Source organism: Streptomyces sp. NPDC001549 (assembly GCF_042894025.1).
Taxonomy (GTDB): Bacteria; Actinomycetota; Actinomycetes; order Streptomycetales; family Streptomycetaceae; genus Streptomyces; species Streptomyces kutzneri.
This window is the reverse complement of record NZ_JBIAVJ010000007.1, coordinates 280628-305721: the sequence shown is the minus strand read 5'-3', so window position 1 is coordinate 305721 and position 25094 is coordinate 280628. Positions and strand designations below refer to the sequence as shown.

Genomic DNA, 25094 nt, shown 5'->3' with positions numbered 1-25094 from the left:
CGGTGGGCCGGGGCTTCGTCGTGTCCGGCTCCCGTCCGGTCAGGGGGTGGGGGCGGGGCCCGTGGAGTCGCGGACGACGAGGCGGACGGGGATGTCGGGGGCGGTCCAGGCGGTGCCTTCGAGGACGGCGAGGAGGGCGGTCATGCCTTGTTCGCCGACGCGTTCGGCGGGGAGGTGGACGGTGGTGAGTTCGGGTTCGACGGCGGTGGCGAGGGCGAGGTCGTCGAAGCCGGTGATGGAGAGGTCCTCGGGGATGCGCAGGCCGAGGCGGCGGGCGGCCTTGCAGGCGCCGGCGGCGAGGATGTCGTCGTCGCAGACGACGGCGGTGGGCCGGTCCTGGGGGGTGGCCAGGGCGGTCTCCATGGCCGTGCGGGCGGCGTCGACGGTGAGGGGGGCCCGTACGGTGCGCAGCTCGGTGCCGGGGCCCAGGAGGGCCGTGAGGGCTTCGGCGCGGGTGTCGAAGGTCCAGGAGTCGACGGCGGAGGCGAGGTGCAGGAAGCGGCGGTGGCCGTGGGCCAGGAGGTGCTCGGTGACCTGGCGCATCCCGTCGGCCATGGCGAGGTTGACGTGGGCGGCGGCGGTGCCGGCGGCGGGGTCGCTGTCGAGCATGACGAGGGGGAGGGTGTTGCCGCCGATGGCGTCGAGGGTGTGGGCGGCCATGGAGGAGGCGATGACTCCGTCGAGGGCGGCGCGGGCGGAGGCGAAGGGGTCGCGGGCGGGGCCGGTGCCGTCGGGGGAGGGGTAGAGGACGACGCCGAAGCCGTGTTCGGCGGCGACGCGGGCGGCTCCGGTGTAGACGCGGGCGAAGAATTCGTTGGTGAGGGCGGGGACGACGAGGAGGGCGGTGCGGGTGGTGCCGAGGCGGAGGTTGCGGGCGGCGAGGTTGGGGCGGTAGCCGAGGCGGGTGGCGGTTTCGCGGACGTGGGTGGCGGTGCGTTCGGAGACGCGGCCGGGCCATTTGTCGCCGAGGACGAGGGAGACGGTGGCCTGGGAGACCCCGGCGGCGGTGGCCACGTCGCGGCTGGTGGGTCTCGTCACAGGGGGCTCCTGAAGTGCGAGGTCGGGGGGTGTGGGCGGGTCCGCGGGGTGGACCGGCGGACTGCGGCCATGGTACGTATGACCGGTCTAGTTATACGTATTACTTGGGTACTCCCGGCTGGATCCGGGCAGAAGGGGGCGGACATGGCTGCGGGATACGCGGAGCTGCTGAGGACCAGGCACGCCGCGAGGCTGCTGGTGGGCACGCTCGTGGGCCGGCTGCCCAATGCCACGGGGCCGATCGCGATCGTGCTGTTCACGCGTGCCGAGGGCGGCAGCTACAGCCTGGCGGGGGCGCTGGCCGCCGCGTACGGGCTGGCGAACGCGGTGGGTCAGCCGCTGCTGGGGCGGGCCGTGGACCTGTTCGGGCAGCCGCGCGTGCAGCTGCCGGCCGCGGTGGTCTCCGCGCTGGGCATGGTGTGGCTCGCGCTCGCGGGCACGGGGTCGGCGGTGGCCGCGTACGCCGCGGTGGTCGTCGCGGGGCTGTTCACGCCGCCGCTGGAGGGCGGGCTGCGGGCGCTGTGGCCGGGGGTGCTGGGCGGCCGTGAGGAGCGGGTGCACGCGGCGTACGCGATGGACGCGGTGGCCCAGGAGGTCATGTTCACCGTCGGTCCGCTGCTGGTGACGCTGTTCGTGGCGATGTGGTCGCCCGCGGGGGCGCTGCTGGCGCTGAACGCGATCGGTGTGCTGGGTGCGCTGTCCGTGGTGGTCAGTGAGCCGTCCCGGAAGTGGCGTTCGGCGCCGCGGGAGGCGCACTGGCTGGGGGCGCTGCGTTCGCGTGGGCTGCTGGCGCTGCTGGGTGCGTTCTTCTTCGTGGGCATGGCGCTGGGTTCGATCACGGTGGCGGGTGTGGCGTACGCGGATGATCACGGCGGTCAGGCGGTGTACGGCTGGCTGATGGCGGCGCTGGGGCTGGGTGCGCTGATCGGTGGTGTGTTCTACGGTGCGCGGCAGTGGGCCGGTGCGCCCGAGCGGCGGCTGCGGTTGCTGGTGGCCCTGCTGGCGGTCTGCTATCTGCCGCTGATGCTTGTTCCGGGCGCGGTGGCGATGACGGGGCTGTCGGCGCTGTCGGGTGTGTTCCTGGCGCCCGCGCTGGCGTGTGCGTTCATCGTGGTGGACCGGCATGCTCCGGCGGGCACGGTGACGGAGGCGTTCTCGTGGCTGGTGACGTTCTTCGGGGTGGGTGCGGCGATCGGTACGGCGGCGGCGGGGCCGGCGGTGGAGCTGGGCGGTACCGCGGCGGGCTTCGGTGTGGCGGGCGTGGCGGGCATTTCGGCGCTGCTGGTTCTGATGCTCACTCAGCGGGTGCTGGCAACCGGTGGGCGCAGTCGCGCGGTCGCGGGCTCGTCTGACGGTGTGTCGGAGGGCTCTCCTGACGTGCTGTCGGAGGTGCCGTCGGCGCCGTGATCGGCGGGCGCGGCGGATGGGCCGATCGGGCCGTGATCGGGGCGTTGATCGGCCCGCTGAGGGGGACTGATCGAAACGGCGCTCCCGAACCCGGTTTCAGAAGAGGGCAGAAGGCGTAATGTTCAGTCATGGACCGCCGCATTTTCGGGCTGGAGAACGAGTACGGCGTCACGTGCACGTTCAGGGGACAGCGCCGACTGTCTCCTGACGAAGTGGCGCGCTACCTCTTCCGCCGTGTTGTGTCATGGGGCCGCAGCAGCAATGTCTTCCTGCGGAACGGCGCCCGCCTGTACCTCGACGTGGGTTCGCATCCGGAATATGCAACTCCCGAATGCGACAACGTGACCGAGCTGGTCACTCACGACAAAGCAGGCGAGCGCATTCTCGAAGGTCTGCTCGTCGACGCCGAACGCCGCCTGCACGAGGAGGGAATCGCGGGCGACGTCTATCTCTTCAAGAACAACACCGACTCGGCGGGCAACTCGTACGGCTGCCACGAGAACTACCTGGTGGCCCGGCACGGGGAATTCTCCCGCCTGGCGGACATTCTCATTCCGTTCCTTGTCACGCGGCAGCTGATCTGCGGCGCCGGCAAGGTGCTGCAGACGCCGCGGGGTGCGGTCTACTGCGTGAGCCAGCGGGCCGAGCACATCTGGGAGGGCGTCAGCTCTGCCACGACCCGCTCGCGGCCGATCATCAACACCCGGGACGAGCCGCACGCGGACGCCGAGCGCTACCGCAGGCTGCACGTCATCGTGGGTGACTCGAACATGTCCGAGACGACCATGCTGCTCAAGGTCGGGGCCACCGACCTGGTGCTGCGCATGATCGAGGCGGGCACGGTGATGCGGGACCTGACCCTGGAGAACCCGATCCGGGCGATCCGTGAGGTCAGCCACGACATCACGGGTCAGCGCAAGGTGCGGCTGGCGAGCGGCCGGGAGGCCTCGGCGCTGGAGATCCAGCGGGAGTACTACGACAAGGCGGTGGACTTCGCCGAGCGCCGGGGGATCCGTACCGGCGTGGTGGACCAGGTGCTGGAGCTGTGGGGCCGCACGCTCGACGCGATCGACGCGGAGGACCTGGACCGGATCGGGACCGAGATCGACTGGGTCATGAAGTACCAGCTGATCGAGCGGTACCGGGCCAAGCACAACATGACCATGTCGAATCCGCGGGTGGCTCAGATAGACCTCGCGTATCACGACATCCACCGCCGGCGCGGGCTGTACTACCTGCTGGAGCGCAAGGGGCAGGCGGCGCGGATCTGCAACGACCTGAAGATCTTCGAGGGCAAGTCGGTGCCCCCGCAGACGACGCGGGCGCGGTTGCGCGGGGACTTCATCCGCCGGGCGCAGGAGCAGCGGCGGGACTTCACGGTCGACTGGGTGCACCTGAAGCTCAATGACCAGGCGCAGCGGACGGTGCTGTGCAAGGACCCGTTCCGGTCGGTGGACGACCGGGTGGAGAAGCTGATCGCGGGCATGTAGGACCCGCAGAGTGACCGCAGTGTGACATCGCACTCCTCGCCAGGGCCCCGTACGTCTCTCGTACGGGGCCCTGTGCACGGCTTAGAGTGGCGAGCGACCGCTTTGCCGTCTGAGATCTGAGGAACACGTGCGCCGACTTGCCGGCCTGCTTGTCGTACCCCTGCTGCTGCTGACGACCGCAGCGTGTGGCGACGACAGCGGCTCCGACTCCGCCCAGATGAAGAACGGGGCCCCCGCGATCACCAAGGGTGCCGCCTTCGGGGAGACGCCCACCCTGTCGAAGGGGAAGGGCGCGCCGCCCAAGGAACTCAAGGTGGTGACCATCAGCGAGGGCGACGGGCAGGTGCTCAAGAAGAACGACATCGCGCAGGTCCACTACCTCGGCCAGGTGTGGGACGGCAAGGAGCCGTTCGACCAGAGCTTCGGGCGGCCCGCACCGTTCGACGTGACGATCGGCGCCGGCGCCGTCATCAAGGGCTGGGACCAGGGCCTGGAGGGTCAGAAGGTCGGCAGCCGTGTCGAGCTGGTGATCCCGCCGGCGCTCGGCTACGGGGCCCAGGGCTCGGGCGAGAAGATCAAGCCGAACGCCACGCTGGTCTTCGTCGTGGACATCGTCAAGGGCGCGACCGTCCCGGCCTCGGCCACGGGCAAGGAAGTCGCCCAGGACAACAAGGACCTGCCCAAGGTCGGCACGAACACGGACGGCAAGGAAGTCTCCGTGACCGTCCCGAAGGACACCGCCGAGCCGACCAAGCTGGTCTCGGACTACGTCCTGGAGGGTGACGGCGCGGTCGTGAAGGAGACCGACAACGTCGTCGTCAAGTTCAACGGCAAGACGTGGAAGGACGACAAGTCCTTCGAGAGCACCTACACCAGCGGCCAGACGGTCACCTGGCCGCTGAGTGAGCTTTCGGTCAAGGGTCTGAAGGACGGCATCGTCGGCAAGAAGGCCGGCAGCCGCATCCTGCTGGTCATCCCGCCGGACCAGGCTTTCGGTGACAAGGAGCAGGGCACCATCCCGGCGAAGTCGACGCTGGTCTTCAGTCTCGACATCCTCGCGGTGGTGTAAGACTGTTCCGGTTGACCGTTTCGTACGTATGAGGAGAAGTTCCGTGAGTGACCTCCAGAAGCCCGAGATCGACTTCCCCGAGGGCGAGGCCCCCAAGGACCTCGTCATCGAGGACATCTGGGAGGGCGACGGCGCCGAGGCCAAGGCCGGTGCCATGGTCTCCGTCCACTACGTGGGCGTGGCCTTCTCCACCGGCGAGGAGTTCGACGCTTCGTGGAACCGCGGTTCCGCGCTGCAGTTTCCGCTCGGTGCCGGCCGCGTCATCGCGGGCTGGGACCAGGGCGTCGCAGGCATGAAGGTCGGCGGCCGTCGCAAGCTGACGATCCCGGCGCACCTCGCCTACGGCGACCGTGGCGCGGGCGGTGCGATCGCCCCGGGCGAGACGCTGATCTTCGTCTGCGACCTGGTCAAGGTCGGCTGATCCGGACCTCCGCGATCGGTCGAGGGGCCCCCGCCGTCCGGCGGGGGCCCCTCGCTTTTTGCCCGGGCGCGCCGGGGCGGTACGGTCAACGGTCAATGGGTCCGTCCGTATCGGGTCGCGGCCCGTGTGACGGTCCGACGGATGTGCAGGCGGAGAAGGGCGGAAGGGCGTCGATGGCGATTGCCAAGGCCGAGCGGCTGATGAATCTGGCGCTGTGTCTGCTGGGGACCCGCCGGCCGCTCAGCAAGCGGGAGTTGCGCGGTTCCATCGAGGCCTACATGGAGGCCGGCAACGACGAGTCCTTCAACCGCATGTTCGAGCGGGACAAGGACGACCTGCGTGAACTCGGCCTCGTCATCGAGACGGTGGAGAACCTGGACGGCGAGACCGGTTACCTGGCCCGCCGGGACAGCAACCGGCTGCCTCCCGTCTCGCTGGACGCCGAGGAGGCCGCCGCCCTGGGGCTCGCGGCCAAGGTCTGGCAGCAGGCGCGGCTGGCGGGGGCCGCCAGCGGGGCCCTGCAGAAGCTGCGCGCGGGCGGGATGCCCGAGGCGGAGGACCCGTACGAGGGGCAGCACAGCGCGATCGAGCCGCGCATCCCCGTCCACGAGGCGGCCTTCGAGCCGCTGATGCTGGCCTGCCGGGACCGCCGGCCGGTGGTCTTCGACTACCGCAAGTCCACCGCCGCCAGCCCCGAGACCCGGCAGGTCGAGCCCTGGGCGCTGGAGTGCTGGCGCGGCCACTGGTACCTGGCCGGCTACGACCGCGACCGCGGGGCGGAGCGGGTGTTCCGGCTCTCCCGGATCACCGGCAAGGTCCGCTCCCGGGCCGCGAAGTACACCGCCGAGGTGCCGGACGTGGTGACCGTGCGGGAGACCGTGGCGAGCTGGGCCGGGGAGAGCGCGGACCGCAGCGCGCTGATCCGGCTGCGGGCCGGGGCGGGCTACCCGCTGCGGGCCAAGGCCACCGCGGTGCGCGAGGGCGGGGACGGCTGGGACGAGCTGGAGATCCCGTACGGGCACGGGCTGGACGCCTGGCTGGTGGAGTTCGGGCCCGACGTGGTCGTGGTCGGTCCCGCCGACCTGCGGGCGGACGTGGTGGACCGGCTGCGGGCCGTGGCCGGGGCCTGACAAGGCCCGATCCCGGGGCCCGCGGACCCGCGAGCCCGGCGGCCGATCCGCGGCCGCACCGCTCCACAAGAGCGACATCCACAGACGTGCCCTGAGGGGGAGACGTACCAGCATGGCTGCCAACGCCATCGACCAGACCCGCCGGATGCTGTCCCTGGTGACCTACCTGCGCGAGCGCCCCGGGGCGCACGTCGCGGACGTCGCGCGCGCCTTCGGGATCACCGAGGACGAGCTGATCTCGGACCTCGACGTGCTGCCCATGTGCGGGACGAGCTTCCGGGGCGGGGACCTGCTCGACATCGACACCGACGGGGAGCGCATCTGGTGGCGCAATCCCGACGCCTCGGGGGAGTCCACCGCCGAGCCGCTGCGGCTGGCCGCCGACGAGGCGACCGCGCTGCTGGTGGCCGCGCGCGCGGTGGCCACCCTGCCCGGGCTGCGCGAGAGCGACCGGGACGCCCTGCTGCGGGCCACGGCCAAGCTGGAGGCGGCCGCGGGCGAGGTGGCCGGGGCCAGCTCACGACTGTCGGTGACCTTCGAGTCCGAGGGCGGGGTCTTCGCGGACGTCGACCGGGCCATCGCGGAGCGCCGGCGGCTGTGGCTGCGCTACTACTCGCCCGCGCGGGACGAGCTCACCGAGCGCACGGTCGACCCGATCCGGCTCTTCGCGGTGGGGCACACGTACATGGAGGGCTGGTGCCACCTCTCGGAGGCCCGGCGCACCTTCCGCCTCGACCGGGTCGCGGAGATCCGGCTGCTGGACGAGCGGGCCGAGCCGCCCGCCATCGAGCCGCGCGACCTGTCCGAGGGCCTGGTCCAGCCGGCCGCCGAGGACCCGGAGGTCGTGGTCGAGGTGGGGCCGGGCGGGCGCTGGGTCGCCGAGTACTACCCGCACGACAGCGCGGAGGAGCTGGCCGGGGGCGGTCTGCGGATCACCCTGCGCAGCCCGGACCCGGCCTCGCTGCGCCGGCTGGCGCTGCGGCTGGGCCGGGAGGGCCGGATCGTGGCTCCGGCCGAGCTGGCGGACAGCGCGCGCAGCGCGGCCCGGGAGGCACTGGCGGGGTACGGGGAACAGGTCTGAGGGGAGCGGGGTCGATGTCGCCAACGTCCGGGCCCGTCGCCTTCAAGGCTTCCTGTCCCGACTGCCGCGCCCGCTTCGAGCTGGACGCGGGTGCCCTGCGGCTGGCCATCGGCGGTAGCCGGCGGACCACGTTCTATTCCTTCACCTGTCCTGAATGTGGTGCCGCCGTACGCAAACCCGCCGGCGAGCGGATCGTGGAACTGCTCACCGGTGGTGGCGTGAGCACCCTGCGCAGCGTCTGACCGGGCGGGTGGCCTAGGCTCGCCCCATGCTGTGGCCGATGTTCGCAATTGCCCTGGGCTTCCTCGGAGTGGCCGTGCTCGCCGTGCTCGCGGTGCGGGTATACGTGGAGGTGCGCAGACTGGCCTCCCAGGTGGCGCAGGCCAGCCGCCGGATCACCGACGCCTCCGCGGATCTTGAGCGGGCGGCCGTCGACCTGGCCCGGGCCGGACACGGCGTACGTGGCTAGCTGCGGGACGAATGTGTGTGTCCGGGGCATTGCGAACCTGCCCGGGTGGTAGCGGGAGGACTCCCGGGGATTGCCGGGCGTTAACCCCCTGGGGTTACGATCCTGGGTAGAGCAAGTCTTGGGCGCCCGTCCGGCGTGCTGTGAACCTCGGAGAAAAAGGAAGATACCTATGGGCAACTTCAGGGGTTGGGAAATCCTCGTCATCGTCGGACTCATCATCCTGCTGTTCGGCGCCAAGAAGCTTCCCGACATGGCCCGCTCCCTCGGCAAGTCGGCCCGCATCCTCAAGAGCGAGGCCAAGGCCATGAAGAAGGACGGCGAGAGCGACGACGTCGCCGCCGCCGCGCCCGCGGACCAGTCCGCGCAGCAGCCCGTCGCCCCGCGTACCATCCAGGCCGCTCCGGGTGACGTCAGCAGCTCGCGTCCGGTCAGCGAGCCGAACCGCACCGCCCAGGGCTGACACCCGCCGTACACGCCAGTCATCTGCAACGAGACAAGGGACGTGGGTTGCTCAAGTCTGCCCGCAAGCAGGAGAAGAAAGAACGAGAGGCGAAGGACGCCGAAGGGCGCATGCCTCTCGTCGAGCACCTGCGTGAGCTTCGAAACCGCCTGCTGAAGTCGGTCCTGGCGATCGTGGTGATCACGATCGTCGCCGCGTTCTTCTACCGGGACATCATCAACTTCCTGTTGAAGCCGATGCTGGACTCCGTCGGCTGTACCGACGGTGTGGTGACCCAGCGCAACGGCCGCCCCTGCGCCGACATGACCGTGAACGGCCTGATCTCGGCGTTCTCGATCGCCCTGAAGGTCGCGCTGATGGCCGGTGTGGTGCTGTCCGCCCCGGTGTGGCTGTACCAGCTGTGGGCGTTCGCCGCGCCCGGGCTGCACAGTCACGAGAAGAAGTACGCGCGGAGTTTCGTCGCGGTCGGCGCGCCCCTCTTCCTGACCGGCGCGGTGATCGCGTACAAGATCCTCCCGCAGACCGCGACGATCATGCTCGAGTTCACCCCCGACCACGCGCGCAACCTGCTGCCGGTCGACGACTACCTCGACCTGGTCACCCGCATGGTGATCGTGTTCGGCCTGGCCTTCGAGCTGCCGCTGCTGCTGATCCTGCTGAACTTCACCGGTGTGCTCACCGGCAAGCGGCTGGCGAGCTGGTGGCGGGGCATGGTCCTCGGCATCACGATCTTCGCCGCCTTCGCGACCCCCACCGGTGACCCGCCGACGATGCTGGCGCTGGCCGTGCCCATCGTGGCCCTCTACTTCGCCGCCCTCGGCCTCTGTCTCCTCAACGACCGCAGGCGCAGGCGCAACGACCCCGACGCGGATCTGAGCGACGACGAGGCCTCCGAGCTGGACCTCACCCCGGCGCCGATCGGCGGGCTGGAATCCGTCCCGGCTCCCGCGGCGCTGCCCGAACAGGCCGACGGCGGACGCCAGCGGATCAACGGTTACGACGACGCCACCTGACGGGTACGCCCCCGGCCGTCTCCGGGAGGTGTCCCCGGGGGCGGCCGGGGGCCGGAAACGGGCTCCGGTACATTCCCGTGGATGAGTTACGAGGTCACCCTCTTCGTCAATCCCACAGCCGGACGCGGCCGGGGCGCGCACGCCGCGCAGCCGGCCGCTTCGGCTGTCCGGGCGGCCGGCTTCTCCGTACGGACCGTCGTGGGCGCCGACGCGCCGGACGCCCTGGCCCGGCTGACCACCGCCGTCCGTGAGGGCACCGGCGCGGTGGTGGCCGTGGGGGGCGACGGGATGGTCTCCCTGGCGCTCCAGGCCCTGGCGGGGACGCCGGTGCCGCTCGGGGTGGTCGCGGTGGGCACCGGCAACGATTTCGCGCGCGCGACGGGGCTGCCCGTACGGGATCCGGAGCGGGCCGGACGAATGGCCGCCGAAGCCCTCAAGGAGAGCCGGATCCGGGAGATCGACCTGGGCCGGGTGGCCGGCGCCGACTACGAGAAGTGGTTCGGGACGGTGCTGTGCTCCGGCTTCGACTCGCGGGTCAACGACCGGGGCAACCGCATACGGCTGCCGGTCGGCCGGTTCAAGTACGACCTGGCGATGATCGCGGAGCTGGCCGCCTTCCGGCCGTTCCCGTACCGGATCACCCTGGACGACGGGCCGGTGATCGAGACCGAGGCCACGCTGGTGGCCGTCGGCAACGGGTCCTCCTACGGCGGGGGCATGCGCATCTGTGCGGACGCCGTCCCCGACGACGGACTCTTCGACGTCACGGTGGTCGGCGACTGCAGCCGGGCCACCCTGCTCAAGGTGTTCCCGCAGGTCTACAAGGGCCGCCACCTCGGCCATCCGAAGGTGACCGTCCACCGGGCCAGGAAGATCACCCTGGAGGCGGCGGGCCTGGGCGCGTACGCGGACGGCGAGCCGCTGGGGGTGCTGCCGGTGACCGCGGAATGCGTTCCCCGGGCGGTCCGGCTGCTCACTTAAATGATCGCGACTGTTGTCGGAGGTGGCGGGTAGGCTCGACAGCAAGATGACCGAAGAACTCTCACCCGCCGAGCGGTACGCCGCTGCCCGGATCCGCGCCGCCGAAGAGGCCTCTGCCCTGGCCCCCTTCCGCGAGATGTACGAATTCGATCTGGACCCGTATCAGGTCGAGGCCTGCAAGGCGCTGGAGGCCGGCAAAGGCGTCCTCGTCGCCGCCCCGACCGGCTCGGGCAAGACCATCGTCGGCGAGTTCGCCGTGCACCTGGCCCTCCAGCAGGGCCGCAAGTGCTTCTACACGACGCCGATCAAGGCGCTGTCGAACCAGAAGTACGCCGACCTCGTCAAGCGCTACGGTGCCGACAAGGTGGGCCTGCTGACGGGTGACAACAGCGTCAACTCCGAGGCGCCGGTGGTCGTGATGACCACCGAGGTGCTCCGCAACATGCTGTACGCGGGCTCGCGGTCGCTGCTCGGCCTCGGCTACGTCGTGATGGACGAGGTCCACTACCTCTCCGACCGGTTCCGCGGGGCCGTCTGGGAGGAAGTGATCATCCACCTCCCCGAGTCGGTGACCCTGGTCTCCCTGTCGGCCACCGTGTCCAACGCCGAGGAGTTCGGCGACTGGCTGGACACCGTGCGCGGGGACACCGAGGTGATCGTCTCCGAGGAGCGGCCCGTACCGCTGTGGCAGCACGTCATGGCCGGCCGCCGGATCTACGACCTCTTCGAGGAGGAGTCCGACCACGGCGGCCGCGGCTCCGCGCGCCGGGAGGTCAATCCCGATCTGCTGCGCATGGCGCGCGAGGAGAACAGCCGCACCTACAGTCCGAAGGACCGGCGGCGCGGCAAGATGGTCCGCGAGGCCGACCGCGAGCGCGAGCGGCGCTCCCGCGGCCGGATCTGGACCCCGTCGCGCCCCGAGGTCATCGCCCGCCTCGACAACGACGGGCTGCTGCCCGCCATCAACTTCATCTTCAGCCGGGCCGGCTGCGAGGCCGCCGTCCAGCAGTGCCTGTACGCGGGCCTGCGGCTCAACGACGAGTCCGCGCGGCTCAGGGTCCGCGAGCTCGTCGAGGCGCGGACCGCCTCCATCCCCACCGAGGACCTGCACGTCCTGGGGTACTACGAGTGGCTCGAAGGGCTGGAGCGGGGCATCGCCGCGCACCACGCGGGCATGCTGCCCACCTTCAAGGAGGTCGTGGAGGAGCTCTTCGTACGCGGCCTGGTGAAGGCCGTCTTCGCCACGGAGACCCTGGCGCTGGGCATCAACATGCCCGCGCGCACGGTGATCCTGGAGAAGCTGGTCAAGTGGAACGGCGAGCAGCACGCCGACATCACCCCCGGCGAGTACACGCAGCTGACCGGCCGGGCCGGCCGGCGCGGCATCGACGTCGAGGGCCACGCGGTGGTGCTCTGGCAGCGCGGCATGGACCCGGCGGGGCTCGCCGGGCTCGCGGGTACCCGTACGTATCCGCTGCGTTCCAGCTTCAAGCCCTCGTACAACATGGCCGTGAACCTGGTCAGCCAGTTCGGGCGGCACCGCTCGCGCGAGCTCCTGGAGACCTCCTTCGCGCAGTTCCAGGCCGACCGCTCGGTCGTCGGGATCTCCCGGCAGGTCCAGCGCAACGAGGAGGGCCTGGAGGGCTACCAGGAGGGCATGACCTGCCACCTGGGGAACTTCGAGGAGTACGCGCAGCTGCGCCGTGACCTCAAGGACCGCGAGACGGACCTGGCCAAGCAGGGCGCGGCGCAGCGCCGGGTGCAGGCGGCGAGTTCGCTGGAGAAGCTCAAGCCGGGCGACATCATCCATGTGCCGACGGGCAAGTTCGCCGGGCTCGCGCTGGTCCTGGACCCGGGCGTGCCGGCCGGGCGGGTCAACGGGCACCGCGGGCACGAGTACGCCGAGGGCCCGCGCCCGCTGGTGCTCACCGCCGAGCGGCAGGTCAAGCGGCTCGCCGCGATCGACTTCCCGGTCCCGGTCGAGGCGCTCGACCGGATGCGGATCCCCAAGACCTTCAACGCGCGCTCGCCGCAGTCCCGCCGGGACCTGGCGTCCCAGCTGCGGACCAAGGCCGGGCACATCACGCCGGAGCGGCGCTCCCACGGCCGGGCCGCGGCCGCCGACGACCGTGAGATCGCCCGGCTGCGCAGTGAGCTGCGGGCGCATCCCTGCCACGGCTGCGACGAGCGCGAGGACCACGCCCGCTGGGCGGAGCGCTATTACCGGCTCAAGCGGGACACCCAGCAGCTGGAGCGGCGGATCGAGGGCCGGACGAACACCATCGCCCGCACCTTCGACCGGATCCACGCGCTGCTGACCGAGCTGGACTACCTGCGCGAGGACGAGGTCACCGTGCACGGCAAGCGGCTCGCCCGGCTGTACGGGGAGCTGGACCTGCTGGCCTCCGAATGCCTGCGTGCCCGCGTGTGGGAGGGCCTGAGCCCGGCCGAACTGGCCGCCTGCGTCTCGGCGTTGGTCTTCGAGGCGCGGCAGTCCGACGACGCGGTCGCGCCGAAGGTGCCCGGCGGCGCGGCGAAGGAGGCGCTGGGCGAGATGGTCCGGATCTGGGGCCGCCTCGACGCGCTGGAGGAGGAGCACCGCATCAACCAGGCGGAGGGCGTGGGCCAGCGCGAGCCGGACCTCGGCTTCGCGTGGGCGGCGTACCAGTGGGCCTCCGACAAGAGCCTGGACGAGGTGCTGCGCGAGGCGGAGATGCCGGCCGGTGACTTCGTGCGCTGGTGCAAGCAGGTCATCGACGTGCTCGGGCAGGTCGCGGCGGCGGCTCCGGCGGCCTCCGGTGACAGCGGGAGCACGGTGGCGCGCAATGCCCGCAAGGCCGTGGACGCGCTGCTTCGGGGTGTAGTGGCCTACAGCTCGGTCGGCTAGGCGGTTTTGGGGCTTCCTCCGAGAGTGGGGATGGCTTGATCTGATCTCTTGCCATGATCGAATCGTCGTGCTCTGTGCGACGATCGATTCCATGAGTGGGGGAGCGGACGATGGTCCGAGACGGGTCGGTCGGCCACGTGCCGACCGGCTGAGACCGGAGAGCGGCCGGCCGCCGCGCGAGGAACTCCTCTGCGCGGCGGCCGAGTTGTTCACCGACCAGGGATACGCGGCGACCACCACGCGGGCCGTCGCCGAACGGGCCGGGATGCGCCAGGCCACGATGTACCACTACTTCGGTGGCAAGGAGGAACTCCTCGCCGAACTGCTGGAGTCCACGGTCGCACCCTCGCTGGTGCTGGCCCGGCAGCTGCTCGCGGACGACGGGCGGTGCGCCGCGCGGCGGCTGTGGGAGCTGTGCCGCTCCGACGTACTGCTGCTGTGCGGCGGGCCGTACCGCCTGGGGGCGCTCTACCTGCTGCCCGAGCTGGGCGGTTCGCGCTTCACGCGGTTCCGCCGGATGCGCGGGGAACTCAAGGACGCCTACCGGGTGTTGCTCGCCGGGACCCGCGTCGGCGCCGAACTGGCTGGGGACAAGGCGGGGCTGACGCTCCGTGGCGACCTCGTCTTCGGGCTCATCGAGGGCGTCATGCTGATCCACCGCACGGATCCGGCGCGGCCGGCGACGGCCTTCGCGGAGGCCACAGCGGACGCGGCGCTGAGGATCGCGGGCGTCGGCCCGCCCGGCTAGCCGACGGATCCGGCCTCCCAGCCCGCGCGGTCGTCCCAGGCCTGGAGGGTGCGGCCGCTCTCGAAGCGGTGCCCGCGGCCGGTCACCGGGTCGGCGAACGCCAGTACCCGGGCCAGGAGTTGCAGCGGCCTGCGGTAGTCGTCCGGGGCCGGGTCGGTGACCTGCGGGTACACCGGGTCGCCGAGGATGGGCAGACCCAGGCTGTTCATGTGGACCCGCAGCTGGTGGGTGCGGCCGGTGCGCGGGGTCAGCCGGTAACGGGCCAGCCCGCCCCGGGCCTCGACGCATGCGACCAGGCTCTCGGCATTGGGCTCGCCGCCGGGCACCTCGACCGCCGCGATGACCCCGCGGGCCTTCTCGATCCGGCTGCGGACCGTGCGCGGGAGGGTGCGGGCGAGTTCCGGATCGTGCGGTGCGAGGGCCTCGTACTCCTTGTGCACCTCGCGCCGCTGGAAGAGCAGCTGGTAGGCGCCGCGGTCCTCGGGCCGGACGCTGAACATCACCAGTCCCGCCGTCAGCCGGTCCAGCCGGTGCGCGGGGCTCAGGCCGGGCAGGTCCAGCTCCTCGCGGAGCCGGGCCAGGGCGGTCTCGGTGATGTGGGAGCCGCGCGGGGTGGTGGCCAGGAAGTGCGGCTTGTCCACGACCAGCAGGTGCGCGTCCCGGTGGACGACGGAGATCGGGAAGGGCACCCGCGGCTCCGGCTCCATGCCCCGGTGGAACCACAGGTAGGCGCCCGGCTCGTACGGGTCCTCCGCGCGCAGGACCCGCCCGCCGGGGCCCAGCACCCGGCCTGCGGCCAGCAGGCGGGCGACCGAGTCGGCGCCGCGGGTGCCGGCGTAGCGCGCCGCGAGGTAGTCGCCGAGATCCGGCCATGCCCCGTCCGGGTCGGGCGGGAGCCGCAGCCGGACCGGGTCGATGCCGGCGCGCTGGGGGAGGGGCGAGGGGGGTGGCTGGGCTCTGCGTCTCATCGGGGAACAGGCTATGCGGCTACTGCTGGGTGAAAGTGCCCAGGTGGTCGGCGTCGAGGTATTCGATGCGCAGGGTGCCGTCGGCGAAGATCACCCCGGTGCGGCCGACCGCGTTCTCACCCGCGGTCATGAAGCTGAAGGTGTCCCCGTCGTAGTGGGTCAGCGGGAAGCGCAGGGGCCCCGGGCCGAGGGCGAGGGTGAGCGCGCCGTTGTCGTCGGCGGTCACGGTGGCCTTGCCGTAGTAGGGGTTGTCGTAGGTTCCGGTGTACGCGGCGCTGTCCCGGGCCGGCTGCGCTCCGGAGGGCGGGTGGGCGTAGTCGGTGGTCGACCCGCCCGGGGGTTCGAGAGCCGCGGCGTAGGCGGAGGCGGCCAGGGCGAGCCAGTCGGTGGAGACCTTGCCGTGCTCGGCGTAGTCGAAGAAGTCCAGGGCCACGGCGTCGGGCAGGCCGACCGGGGCGCCGTTGGTCAGGACGACGATGCCGAGCTGCTCCAGCGGGAGCATGGTGACGTTGGTGTTGGCGCCGAGTTCGAAGGCGCCGGAGTGGCTCAGGCGCACGCGGCCGGCGCTGTCGTAGCTGACGTTCCAGCCGAGGCCGTAGAAGCTGGTGGTGCCGACGGCGTTGGCCGGCTGCGACACGATCGCGGGGACATGGGTCCGGGCGAGGGTGTCGGCGGGGATGATCCGCTTCCCGTCGAGGGTGCCGCCGGCCAGTTGCAGCCGCAGCCAGCGGGCCATGTCGGTGGCGGTGGAGCTGACACCGCCGGCCGGGGCCTGGGCGTCCGGGTCGCGGACGAAGCGCGGGCTCCAGGTGCCGTCGGCATTCCTGACGTGGGTGGCGGCGTGGTCGGGGGAGTTGACGAAGGCGGAGAACTCGGTGCTCGTACGGGTCATGCCGGCGGGCTTGAAGAGGGTGTCGGCGCTGAGCTTCTGCCAGCTGGTGCCCTTGGCGCGGGCGACGGCCTCGGCGGCCGCGGTGAACCCGAAGTTGGTGTAGGCGTAGCTCGCCCGGAACGGGCCGAGGGGCTCCAGGCGCAAGTGGTCCAGGATGTACGCCTGGTCGTAGCCGAGGTCTTCGAGGAGGTCGCCGGCGTGGTCGGGGAGGCCGCTGCGGTGGGAGAACAGGTCGGCGGTGGTGACGTGGCCGGTGACCCAGGGGTCCTTCAGGGAGAACCCGGGCAGGACGGTGCGGGCGTCCCACTCCTGGGGGTCGGTGAGGGTGCCGGCCACGACCGTGGAGGAGACGGGCTTGGACAGCGAGGCGATCTGGAAGACGGTGTCGGGGCCGACCTCGGCGCTCTCGCCGGTCCTGCGGAGCCCGTAGCCCTTGATGTGGACGACCTTGTCGTCGTGGACCACGGCCACGGACACGCCGGGGACCCCGGTGCGGCGCATCATGTCCTCGACGGTGCGGTCGAGGCGGGCGACGGCCTTGTCGACGGCGGCGTCCGTGATCTGGGGTTTCGGGGCGGGGGGCGGGCTGGGCGCGGCCGTGGCTGTGCCCATGGCCGTGATGCCGGCCGTCGCGGTCAGGAGGACCGCGGCCCCTGCTGCCCCGAGCGCCTGGCGGGTACGCATGGGGTCATTGTCCTGCCGGGGGCCGCGCGGCGCGCGTCGCCGTTGCCGGGGGCGCTGCCCCGGACCCCCGCGCCTCAAACGCCGGCGGGGCTGAGTGGGGCGTCGGGGGTGGGCGGGTCGGGGCGAAACCTTTACGCGGCCGCGCGGTGTTCCTGTTCGGCCTCGACCGAGGCGTTCCAGTCGCGCTTGATCGCGCGCCAGCCCTCGTCCGTCTCGCCCAGGCGCCAGTAGCCCGAGATCGACAGGCGCTCGCGCGGGACACCGCGCTCCATGCGGAGGTGGCGGCGCAGGTCCTTGACGAAGCCGGCCTCGCCGTGGACGAAGGCGTGGACGTCCGTGGACGGGAACTCCATGGCGGTGACGGCCTCCACCAGAGCCTCGCCCACCGGGCGGTCGCCGCGGTGCAGCCAGATCGGGACGATGCCGTCCGGGGTGGCGATCTTCAGCTCGCCGGCCGGGCCGTCGATCTCGACGAGGGCGTGGACCTGGGCGCCCGCCGGCATCCGCTCCATCGCGGCGGCGATCGCCGGCAGGGCGCTCTCGTCGCCCACCAGGAGGTGCCAGCCCGCCGCCGGGTCCGGGGCGTAGGCGCCGCCCGGGCCGAGGAAGCGTACGAGCTCGCCCGGCTGCACCCGTGCCGCCCAGGGGCCGGCCAGGCCCTCGTCGCCATGGACCACGAAGTCGAGGGTCAGCTCCAGGTGCGCGGGGTCCCAGCTCCGTACGGTGTACGCGCGCTGGCGCGGCCACTGCGCGCGGGGGAAGTCCGCGCGGATCCGGTCCAGGTCCCACGGCGCGGGGTAGCTGACGCCCGCCGGGGCGAACAGCAGCTTGACGTACTGGTCGGTGTACTCGCCCGCGCCGAACTCCCGGAGGCCCTCACCGCCCAGCACGAGCCGCACCATGTGCGGCGACAGCCGCTCGGTGCGTACGACGACGGCGGTGCCGACGGTGCGGGCGCGTCCTTCTGCCACGGTGACTCCCCTGACTCCATGAAACTTAGCCTTACCTAAGTTATCACCTCATGGGCGCAGCGCACTGCTCAGGCGAGCGACTGCGCCACCCAGCCCCCACCGATGGGCTAGCGCATCCACCAGTTCGGGCTGCGCCGGGGCCGTCGGACGGGTCGGGTCGAACGCAGGAAGCGGCACGTCCGAGGCCACCTTGACCACCTTCGGTGCCACCGCCAGGTAGGGCCGGGACTCGTCCAGCCGCTTGCGCTGGGTCGGGGTCAGCTTCGACTTCGGGTCGTCGACCGCCGCGATGATCCCGGCCAGGGTGCCGTAGGCGTCCAGGAGTTTGGCGGCCGTCTTCTCGCCGATGCCGGGGACGCCCGGCAGGCCGTCGCTCGGGTCGCCGCGCAGCAGCGCCAGATCCGCGTAACCGGGGCCGTCCACCCCGTACTTCTCGCGGAGCCACGCCTCGTCGGTCACCTGCAGGGTGCCCACGCCCTTGAGCGGGTACAGCACCCGCCGCTGCCGGGCGTCGTCCACCAGCTGGTACAGGTCCCGGTCGCCGGTGACGATGTCCACGGGGCCGCTCGCGCGGGCGGTGAGCGTGCCGATCACGTCGTCCGCCTCGTACCCGGCGACCCCGACCCGGGCGATGCCGAAGGCGTCCAGCGCCGCCTCGATGATCGGGACCTGCGGGGCGAGCGTGTCCGGGGTCTCCTCCACGTCGGGGCCGGTCTCGGTCTCCTCGGCCACCCGGTGCGCCTTGTAGGAGGGGATGAGCTCCACCCGCCAGTGCGGCCGCCAGTCGGCGTCCATACACGCCACCAGATCGTCCGGCCGGTGGTCCTGGACGAGCCGGCCGATGAAGTCGAGCAGCCCGCGCACGGCGTTGACCGGGGTGCCGTCGGGGGCCTTCACCGAGTCCGGCACACCGAAGTAGGCGCGGTAGTAGAGGGAGGCGGTGTCCAGGAGCATCAGGCGTCGTGTCGTCACGGAGTCGATGATGCCGCAACGCACCCCGGCGGGTGTCCGGGCCGCCCGGACACCCCGCGCCGCGACGGACAGTGAGCGCATGAGTACGGGAAGAGCCGTGCACGCGAAACCGGAGGCGGTTGCTGCGTAAGGTGCTTACAGCACACCGATGTGCGACAGACATGGGGAGGGCAGCCCCGACATGAACGACAGGGACGGCACCGACGGCAGCGATGGCATGGACGGCAAGCTGAACGACAGGGACGACAAGAGCAAGGACAAGGACGGCAAGGAGCCGCTCCGGGTGGGCGTGGCCGTGCGCAAGCGGCGCCGCGCACTCCATCTCACGCTGGCCGCCGTGTCGGCGCGCAGCGGCCTGTCGGTGCCCTTCCTGAGTCAGATAGAGAACGAACGGGCCCGGCCCAGCATGCGCTCCCTGGAGCGGGTCGCGGACGCGCTCGAGACCACGGCCGTCGAGCTGCTGGCCGCCTCCGACACCGCGCGCACGGTGAACCTCGTACGGGCCGGTGACGCCTCCGGGCTCACCCCGTTCCCGGGCGTACGGCCCCTGGTGCGCGGGCACCACCAGCTGCACGCGATGGAGTTCACCGGGGACCAGGACGCCGGACGCGAGTACCAGCACCGCAACGACGAACTGATGTACGTGGTCGAGGGTGCCTGCCAGGTCGAGGCGGAGGGGCGGGCGTACCGGCTGGAGAGCGGGGACGCGCTGTTCCTGTCCGGTGGCGTGCGGCACCGCTGGCGGGCCGTCACCGAGGACACCCGGATCCTGGTCGTCGCGGTGGGCGAGCACATCCACGCGACCTCCGAGCCCCCGTCGCCGGGACACTGAGCGGCGTGCGGCGGGTCGTCTCGCTGGTGCCCTCGCTGACCGAGGCGGTGGCCGTGAGCGCGCCGGGGCTGCTGGTCGGGGTCACCGACTGGTGCACGCACCCCGGGGACCTCGGCGACGCGGTGCGGATCGGGGGGACGAAGAACCCCGACGTACGGCGGATCGCCGAGCTCCGGCCGGACCTGGTGATCGCCAACGAGGAGGAGAACCGGGCCCCCGACCTGGCGGCGCTGCGCGCGGCCGGCGTGGAGGTGCTCGTCACCGAGGTCCGGGACCTGCCGCAGGCGCTGCGGGAGCTGGACCGGGTGCTGGTGGGGGCGCTGGGGCTGACGAGACCGGGGTGGCTGGCGGACGCGGAGCGTGCGTGGGCCGGGTTGGAGCCGGCCGGCACGCGCACCGCCTTCGTGCCGATCTGGCGGCGGCCGTGGATGGTGCTGGGCCGGGACACCTTCGCCGGGGACCTGCTGGCGCGGCTCGGGGTCCGCAACGTCTACGCCGGACACCCGGAGCGGTATCCGCGGGTGCCGGTGGAGGAACTCGCGGCGGCCGGCTGCGACCTGGTGGTGCTCCCGGACGAGCCGTACCGCTTCACGGCCGAGGACGGCCCGGAGGCCTTCCCGGGCCTGCCCGCCGCCCTGGTCGGCGGCCGGCACCTGACCTGGTACGGGCCCTCGCTGGCCGAGGCCCCGGCGGTGCTGTCGCAGGCCCTGCGCGCGGCGCTGTAGCGCTCGGCTCCGGCCGCTCGGTGGTGCCGGGGCTCTGCCCCGGGCCCCGCGCCTCAATCGCCGGCGGGGCTGGGTGGTGTGGGGCGGTGCCCCGCCGGAGTGTCTCCTCGGCTCGCGCGGTGCGGCATGTCTCGGTTGTGCCCGGTGGTGCGCGCTCGTCCTGCGGGGACACTCCGCCGTGTCCCCGCCCCACGGCGTGCTCCGAGAGTGCCCCGAAGCCGCCCCGGCGCGTGGGGAGCGGGGACGGGGGGCCCAGCAGGACGAGCGCGCGACCGCCGGGTACTGCCGCGACGGCTCGCACGCGCCGAGCCGAGGAGACACCCCTGCCCGGCCCCGCGGACCGGCCCGCACCGCGCCCGGATCCCGGCCCGCAGGACGGCTCGGACTCGCCCGCCCCGCCGAGGGAAGGGCCCCGCCCGAGGGAACGGCTAGCCGGCCAGCAGCCGGCCGGAGAGCAGGCCGCGCACGGTGTGGGCGGCGGCCAGGAGCCAGGCGGTCAGCAGGCCGAGGAAGAGGGCGGTGGCGAGCCAGGCGTAGGCGGTCAGGCCGGTGTGGTGGGCCAGCCCGGTGGCGCCGGTGACGCAGGTGCCCAGGGGGAAGGTCAGGGCCCACCAGGTCATCGCGAAGCCCATGCCGCCCCGGGCCGCCCGGACCAGCATGGCCACGGCCAGGGCCAGCCACAGCAGGGCGAAGCCCATCACAGGGACCCCGTAGATCACGGCGAAGGCGCCCAGTGCGCCCGCGTAGGTGCCGTCGATCGACTGGGGGGCGACGTCGGCGAGCTGGTTCACGGCGGTGGCGGACTGGCCGAGGGGGCCGAGGACCAGGAACAGGGTCGGGGTCAGGGCCAGGGGGAGGGGGCCGCCCACGATCAGCCGGCCGAAGATCAGGGGGAGCATCAGCAGGGTGGCGAGCAGGCTGATCCCGAACATGGCGTAGCAGGCGAGCAGCAGGCTCTCGCGGGGCTGGCCGGCGGGCAGGTGGGGTATCAGCAGCGGGCCGAGGGCGGCGGAGACCATGGGGGAGACCAGGGGGAGCAGCCAGACGGGGCTGGCCTGCCCGGGCTCGACCTTGTGCCGTACGACCATCAGGTAGGGCACGGCCACGGCCATGACCAGGCCGATCGCGGTACCGGCGGTGAACAGCACGGCGTCCACGGCGACGGCGGCGCCGGTCCCGATGAGGTCCTTGCCGACGATGAGCGTGCCGCCGCCGACGGCCAGCAGTGCCATCGCGAGGCAGCCGTAGAAGGGGGCGACGGCCGGGTCGAGGAGATGGGCGCGGGCCTGGTCGCGGTGGTGGAGCCAGTGCCCGGCGCGGGCCGTGAGCAGGACGGCGAGGAGGACGGCGGACAGCGCCCAGACGAGCTGGCAGGCCACGCGCTGGCCGGGGAGCTGGTACGGGAGGGTCGCGCCGGCGTTGGCGAGGATCGCCGTGCCCATGACGCAGGCGTACCAGTTGGGGCCGAGGTGCCGCAGTGCGGGGGCCTTGTGGGCCCGGACCGCGGGAGTGGTGTGGGTGCGGGGTCGCACGAGGATGGTGGCCATGGATCCAGCCTCGTGCCCGGGCGGACGGGGCGGCAGAGGTCATCTCCCTATGAGGCCATAAACTGATGTTATGGGTAATGAGGAGTGGGTTCCGCTGGCGCACCGGGTACCGGACCTGGGCGCGCTGGAACTGCTGCTCGCGGTCGCGCGGGTCGGCAGCCTGAGCGGCGCGGCCCGGCGGCTGGGCATCACCCAGCCCGCCGCGAGCAGCCGGATCCGGGCGATGGAGACCCGGCTCGGCGTGGCCCTGGTGGACCGCTCGCCGCGGGGGTCGACGCTGACGGCCGAGGGCGCGCTCGTCACGGACTGGGCCCGGCGGGTGGTGGAGGCGGCGGAGGCCTTCGACGCGGGGGCGCAGGCGCTGCGCGGGCGGCGGGATTCGCGGCTGCGGGTGGCCGCCAGCATGACCATCGCGGAATACCTGCTGCCGGGCTGGCTGATCGCCCTGCGCGGGCAGCGCCCGGACACGGCGGTGTCACTGCACGCCGGCAACTCGGCGGTGGTCGCCGAACGGGTCCTCGCGCACGAGGCCGACCTCGGCTTCGTGGAGGGGCTGACCGTGCCCGAGGGACTGGATTCGGCGGTGATCGCGCAGGACCGCCTGGTGGTGGCGGTGGCCCCGGGCCACCCGTGGGCCCGCCGCGCCAAGGGGGTGGCGGCGGCGGAGCTGGCCTCGACCCCGCTGATCCTGCGCGAGCGGGGGTCCGGCACGCGACAGGTCCTGGACGCCGCGCTGGTCTCGGCCGGCGGGCTGGCCGCGCCGCTGCTGGAACTGGCGTCGACCACGGCGGTGAAGGCGGCGGCGCTGAGCGGTGCGGGGCCGTGCGTGCTGTCGGAGCTGGCGGTCGGGGACGAACTGGGTGCGCGGCGGCTGGTGGAGGTCCCGGTGTCGGGCGCGCCGCTGGACCGGGCCCTGCGGGCGGTCTGGCCGACGGGTTCCCGCCCGGCGGGCCCGGCCCGTGACCTGCTGTCCCTGACCCACCGCCGGATCTAGTCCGCGGTCGAAGCCCGTTCTGGTCCGTTCGGGCGATGAGGGATCGATTCGGCGCGGTGTGGTCGGTGACCGGGGTGCGCGACGCAGGAAGGTGGCTCCTGCACGTTTGTCGCTCTCCCGAGGAGAACCCAGATGCGTCTTCGCCATGCCGCCGTCGCCGCCTTCGGCGCTGTCACCCTGCTGCTCACGCTCCCGACATCGGCCTCGGCCGCGGAGGGACAGTTCCAGTACACGGTCGCCGGTCTCGACGGCAGGCCGCTGAGGGTCGTACTGGAGAACCCGCCGAGCGGGGAGTGCATCACGCTGCCCGAGGTGGCCGACCCCGCGGCCAGTTCCCCGGCGCACTCGCCGCGCAACCGGACCGACGAGGTGGCGATCGTGTTCACCGAGCCGGACTGCACGGGCAGTGAGTTCAGGCTGCGGCCGCGCACGGGCTACGGCACGGAGCGCCTCGAACTGCGATCGGTGGTCTTCGTCCGGCCCGAGTGAGGAACGGCTGCCGGGCCCGGAGCCGCGCGGGGAGGCTCAGCTCTGCGAGCTGAGCCTCTTCGTCAGGAGCGAGCCCGCGACGATCAGCGCGACGCCCAGCCACCACATGTTGTCGAAGATGAGGACGGCGATCCCGATCGGCACCAGCAGGCCCGCCAGCGGCAGCAACAGTCCCGCCGGGCCGGGTGGTTCGGGGCCCTCGCCGGTGGCCTCGCGGACCGCGCGGGCGCGGACGACGTCCGGGTACCAGACGGTGAACTTCAACGCGGCGACGATGGCCAGGATCTGGATGATCCAGCCGGTCCAGATGTTGTTCGGGTTGTGCAGGACCAGGTCCCCGTAGGCGCCCGCGAGGGCCGCCACCACGAAGGCCGCACCCCACACGCCGGTGATCACGTAGTTGGCGCGGATGAAGCCGGGCTCGTGCCAGTGCGACGGATCGACCTGTTCACGGGCGTACTGGAGGGTGAAGGGCATCCCCACGGCCATCGAGCCGAAGGCGATCACGGCAAGGGTGATGTTCGCGACCTCGCCCGCGTACGTCTCCAGCCAGCGCAGGGTCCCCTCGCTCGCCAGGGCTCCGACGACGGCCATCGAGGCGAAGAACACCACGTCGGCCAGTTCCAGGAGTTTCCAGCTGCTGCCACGGTTGATCAGGTGGCTCGCCGCGATGAGCGCGGCGGCCGTGGCCAGCGCCAGTCCGACCGAGAGCTCGAACCGCCCCGGGCCGACCAGCAGTGAGAAGACGATCCACGGGGCCATTCCGATGACCGGGTTCTCCAGGAACCCGGACACCGGGCCGGATGCCGTGCCCGTTGCCTCGGTCCGCACCCTTCCAGCCTGCGCGTCCGCCGGGCGGCCGGCCAATCGGGCCGGGCGGCCACGCACCACCGCCCTTAGGGGGTGTCTTGCCGGTCAGGCCGGGCTCGCGGCGCCCGGCATGCACGCTCGCCGCGTTCTCGTCGGTCGCCGACGCTCCGCGTCGACTCCCTCCTCGGCCTTGCGATCGCACGCACCGGGCGCCGCTCCCTGATCCGGCCCGACCGACAAGACACCCCTTCGCCCCGCGCCGTCGGGCGCGAAGGGAGGGGCGGTGGGGAGCGGGCGTCAGCCCACCGGCACCGCGGTGCGGACGGAGGCCGCCTCGACCAGGGCGGACATCACCCGCGTGTCCTTGTCCCGCTCCGGATGCCACTGGACGCCCAGCACCCACCGCTCCGGGTCGGGCAGTTCGATCGCCTCCACCGTGCCGTCGACCGCGTGGGCCGAGACGACCAGGCCCCGGCCCAGCCGGTCGACGGCCTGGTGGTGGTAGGTCGGGACCTGCGCCTCCTCCGGGACCAGTTCCGCGTACCGGGTGCCCTGGACCGGGCGGACCGGGTGCCACGAGATGGCCCCCGGGGTCTCGAAGTGGCCGTCGATGTGCTGGATCAGCGTTCCGCCCAGGGCCACGTTGAGGGCCTGCATGCCCCGGCAGATGCCGAGCAGGGGCAGGTCCGCGTCCAGCGCGGCGGCGATCAGGGCCAGCTCCCAGTGGTCGCGGACCGTGGCGGGGGCGCCCGTACGGGAGTCGCGCGCGGCTCCGTAGTGCACCGGGTCCAGGTCCGGTCCGCCCGCGACGACCAGGCCGTCCACCCGGCTCAGCACCTCCGCCGCCGACCCGGGTTCGTCCGGCGGGAGCAGCACGGCCGCGCCGCCCGCCGCCTGGACGAGTTCGTAGTACCCGGTCGGTACGAGGGATGTCGGGAGGTCCCACACGCCGTAGCGGGTGGAATCCTCGACGTAGGTGGTGATGCCGATGAGCGGCCTGGGCACGTTCGTTACCT

General features: G+C 72.3%; 25 protein-coding genes. 17 read left to right on the top strand and 8 right to left on the bottom strand.

The window, feature by feature from the left end; genetic code table 11:
- Positions 1-39: 39 nt before the first annotated feature.
- Positions 40-1038, bottom strand: a complete 999-nt coding sequence (locus tag ACFY04_RS15430) for a LacI family DNA-binding transcriptional regulator (protein WP_389116916.1) — start codon at positions 1036-1038, stop codon at positions 40-42.
- 144 nt (positions 1039-1182) lie between these two features.
- Between ACFY04_RS15430 and ACFY04_RS15425 the strand changes: the two genes are divergently transcribed.
- The 13 genes from ACFY04_RS15425 to ACFY04_RS15365 all read left to right on the top strand — a co-directional run bounded on the left by ACFY04_RS15425 (position 1183) and on the right by ACFY04_RS15365 (position 14194).
- On the top strand, positions 1183-2445 hold the full coding sequence (locus ACFY04_RS15425; RefSeq protein WP_389116915.1) for an MFS transporter: 1263 nt from the start codon (positions 1183-1185) through the stop codon (positions 2443-2445).
- Between the two features lie 128 nt (positions 2446-2573).
- Entirely contained in the window at positions 2574-3935 is a 1362-nt protein-coding gene (pafA, locus tag ACFY04_RS15420; protein ID WP_030016332.1) for a Pup--protein ligase, read from the top strand.
- A gap of 127 nt (positions 3936-4062) precedes the next feature.
- Complete coding sequence (locus ACFY04_RS15415; protein ID WP_373041316.1) at positions 4063-5004, top strand: FKBP-type peptidyl-prolyl cis-trans isomerase; 942 nt, start codon at positions 4063-4065, stop codon at positions 5002-5004.
- 28 nt (positions 5005-5032) lie between these two features.
- Complete coding sequence (locus ACFY04_RS15410; RefSeq protein WP_389116913.1) at positions 5033-5425, top strand: FKBP-type peptidyl-prolyl cis-trans isomerase; 393 nt, start codon at positions 5033-5035, stop codon at positions 5423-5425.
- A 173-nt stretch (positions 5426-5598) separates the two neighbouring features.
- Entirely contained in the window at positions 5599-6555 is a 957-nt protein-coding gene (locus ACFY04_RS15405) for a WYL domain-containing protein (RefSeq protein WP_314249447.1), read from the top strand.
- A gap of 112 nt (positions 6556-6667) precedes the next feature.
- Positions 6668-7636, top strand: coding sequence for a YafY family protein (locus ACFY04_RS15400; RefSeq protein ID WP_301372211.1), 969 nt, complete (start codon positions 6668-6670; stop codon positions 7634-7636).
- Between the two features lie 14 nt (positions 7637-7650).
- Positions 7651-7878, top strand: a complete 228-nt coding sequence (locus tag ACFY04_RS15395) for a hypothetical protein (RefSeq protein ID WP_266598426.1) — start codon at positions 7651-7653, stop codon at positions 7876-7878.
- 26 nt (positions 7879-7904) lie between these two features.
- Positions 7905-8105: a hypothetical protein gene (locus ACFY04_RS15390; RefSeq protein ID WP_389116911.1), complete on the top strand. Its 201-nt coding sequence runs from the start codon at positions 7905-7907 to the stop codon at positions 8103-8105.
- 169 nt (positions 8106-8274) lie between these two features.
- Positions 8275-8565, top strand: coding sequence for a Sec-independent protein translocase subunit TatA (tatA, locus tag ACFY04_RS15385; protein ID WP_314249451.1), 291 nt, complete (start codon positions 8275-8277; stop codon positions 8563-8565).
- A 47-nt stretch (positions 8566-8612) separates the two neighbouring features.
- Entirely contained in the window at positions 8613-9578 is a 966-nt protein-coding gene (gene tatC / locus ACFY04_RS15380; protein ID WP_389116909.1) for a twin-arginine translocase subunit TatC, read from the top strand.
- An 81-nt stretch (positions 9579-9659) separates the two neighbouring features.
- Positions 9660-10559, top strand: coding sequence for a diacylglycerol kinase (locus ACFY04_RS15375; protein WP_389116908.1), 900 nt, complete (start codon positions 9660-9662; stop codon positions 10557-10559).
- Positions 10560-10605: 46 nt separating this feature from the next.
- Positions 10606-13446: a DEAD/DEAH box helicase gene (locus ACFY04_RS15370; protein ID WP_389116905.1), complete on the top strand. Its 2841-nt coding sequence runs from the start codon at positions 10606-10608 to the stop codon at positions 13444-13446.
- Positions 13447-13537: 91 nt separating this feature from the next.
- Positions 13538-14194 (top strand): helix-turn-helix domain-containing protein, encoded by a 657-nt coding sequence (locus tag ACFY04_RS15365; RefSeq protein WP_389116904.1) that lies wholly within the window; start codon positions 13538-13540, stop codon positions 14192-14194.
- On the opposite strand, the gene ACFY04_RS15360 is transcribed toward ACFY04_RS15365, so the two are convergent.
- From ACFY04_RS15360 to ACFY04_RS15345, 4 genes are all read right to left on the bottom strand, one after another.
- Entirely contained in the window at positions 14191-15162 is a 972-nt protein-coding gene (locus ACFY04_RS15360; protein ID WP_389116903.1) for an RluA family pseudouridine synthase, read from the bottom strand. The two genes, ACFY04_RS15365 and ACFY04_RS15360, sit on opposite strands and share 4 nt — an antisense overlap.
- 19 nt (positions 15163-15181) lie before the next feature.
- Complete coding sequence (locus ACFY04_RS15355) at positions 15182-16738, bottom strand: serine hydrolase (protein ID WP_389116901.1); 1557 nt, start codon at positions 16736-16738, stop codon at positions 15182-15184.
- A gap of 131 nt (positions 16739-16869) precedes the next feature.
- Positions 16870-17709: a siderophore-interacting protein gene (locus ACFY04_RS15350; RefSeq protein WP_389116899.1), complete on the bottom strand. Its 840-nt coding sequence runs from the start codon at positions 17707-17709 to the stop codon at positions 16870-16872.
- Positions 17710-17757: 48 nt separating this feature from the next.
- Complete coding sequence (locus ACFY04_RS15345; RefSeq protein ID WP_314249716.1) at positions 17758-18663, bottom strand: 5'-3' exonuclease; 906 nt, start codon at positions 18661-18663, stop codon at positions 17758-17760.
- A gap of 235 nt (positions 18664-18898) precedes the next feature.
- Between ACFY04_RS15345 and ACFY04_RS15340 the strand changes: the two genes are divergently transcribed.
- Positions 18899-19513, top strand: a complete 615-nt coding sequence (locus tag ACFY04_RS15340; RefSeq protein ID WP_266392670.1) for a helix-turn-helix domain-containing protein — start codon at positions 18899-18901, stop codon at positions 19511-19513.
- Positions 19510-20238 (top strand): helical backbone metal receptor, encoded by a 729-nt coding sequence (locus ACFY04_RS15335; RefSeq protein WP_389116991.1) that lies wholly within the window; start codon positions 19510-19512, stop codon positions 20236-20238. The genes ACFY04_RS15340 and ACFY04_RS15335 overlap by 4 nt, the downstream gene beginning before the upstream one ends.
- A gap of 428 nt (positions 20239-20666) precedes the next feature.
- Here ACFY04_RS15335 and ACFY04_RS15330 read toward each other — a convergent pair whose 3' ends face one another.
- Positions 20667-21785 (bottom strand): TDT family transporter, encoded by a 1119-nt coding sequence (locus ACFY04_RS15330; protein ID WP_389116898.1) that lies wholly within the window; start codon positions 21783-21785, stop codon positions 20667-20669.
- Between the two features lie 70 nt (positions 21786-21855).
- Between ACFY04_RS15330 and ACFY04_RS15325 the strand changes: the two genes are divergently transcribed.
- Together ACFY04_RS15325 and ACFY04_RS15320 are read left to right on the top strand one after the other, a co-directional pair.
- The gene (locus ACFY04_RS15325) at positions 21856-22779 is read left to right on the top strand and encodes a LysR family transcriptional regulator (protein ID WP_389116897.1); all 924 of its coding nucleotides are present in this window, start codon (positions 21856-21858) and stop codon (positions 22777-22779) included.
- 132 nt (positions 22780-22911) lie between these two features.
- Positions 22912-23268 carry a hypothetical protein gene (locus ACFY04_RS15320; protein ID WP_389116896.1) on the top strand — a complete coding sequence of 119 codons (357 nt, stop codon included), beginning with the start codon at positions 22912-22914 and terminating at the stop codon, positions 23266-23268.
- Between the two features lie 36 nt (positions 23269-23304).
- Here ACFY04_RS15320 and ACFY04_RS15315 read toward each other — a convergent pair whose 3' ends face one another.
- Both ACFY04_RS15315 and ACFY04_RS15310 read right to left on the bottom strand, forming a co-directional pair.
- On the bottom strand, positions 23305-24099 hold the full coding sequence (locus ACFY04_RS15315; RefSeq protein WP_389116895.1) for a hypothetical protein: 795 nt from the start codon (positions 24097-24099) through the stop codon (positions 23305-23307).
- Positions 24100-24375: 276 nt separating this feature from the next.
- On the bottom strand, positions 24376-25083 hold the full coding sequence (locus ACFY04_RS15310) for a gamma-glutamyl-gamma-aminobutyrate hydrolase family protein (protein ID WP_389116893.1): 708 nt from the start codon (positions 25081-25083) through the stop codon (positions 24376-24378).
- Positions 25084-25094: the final 11 nt, after the last annotated feature.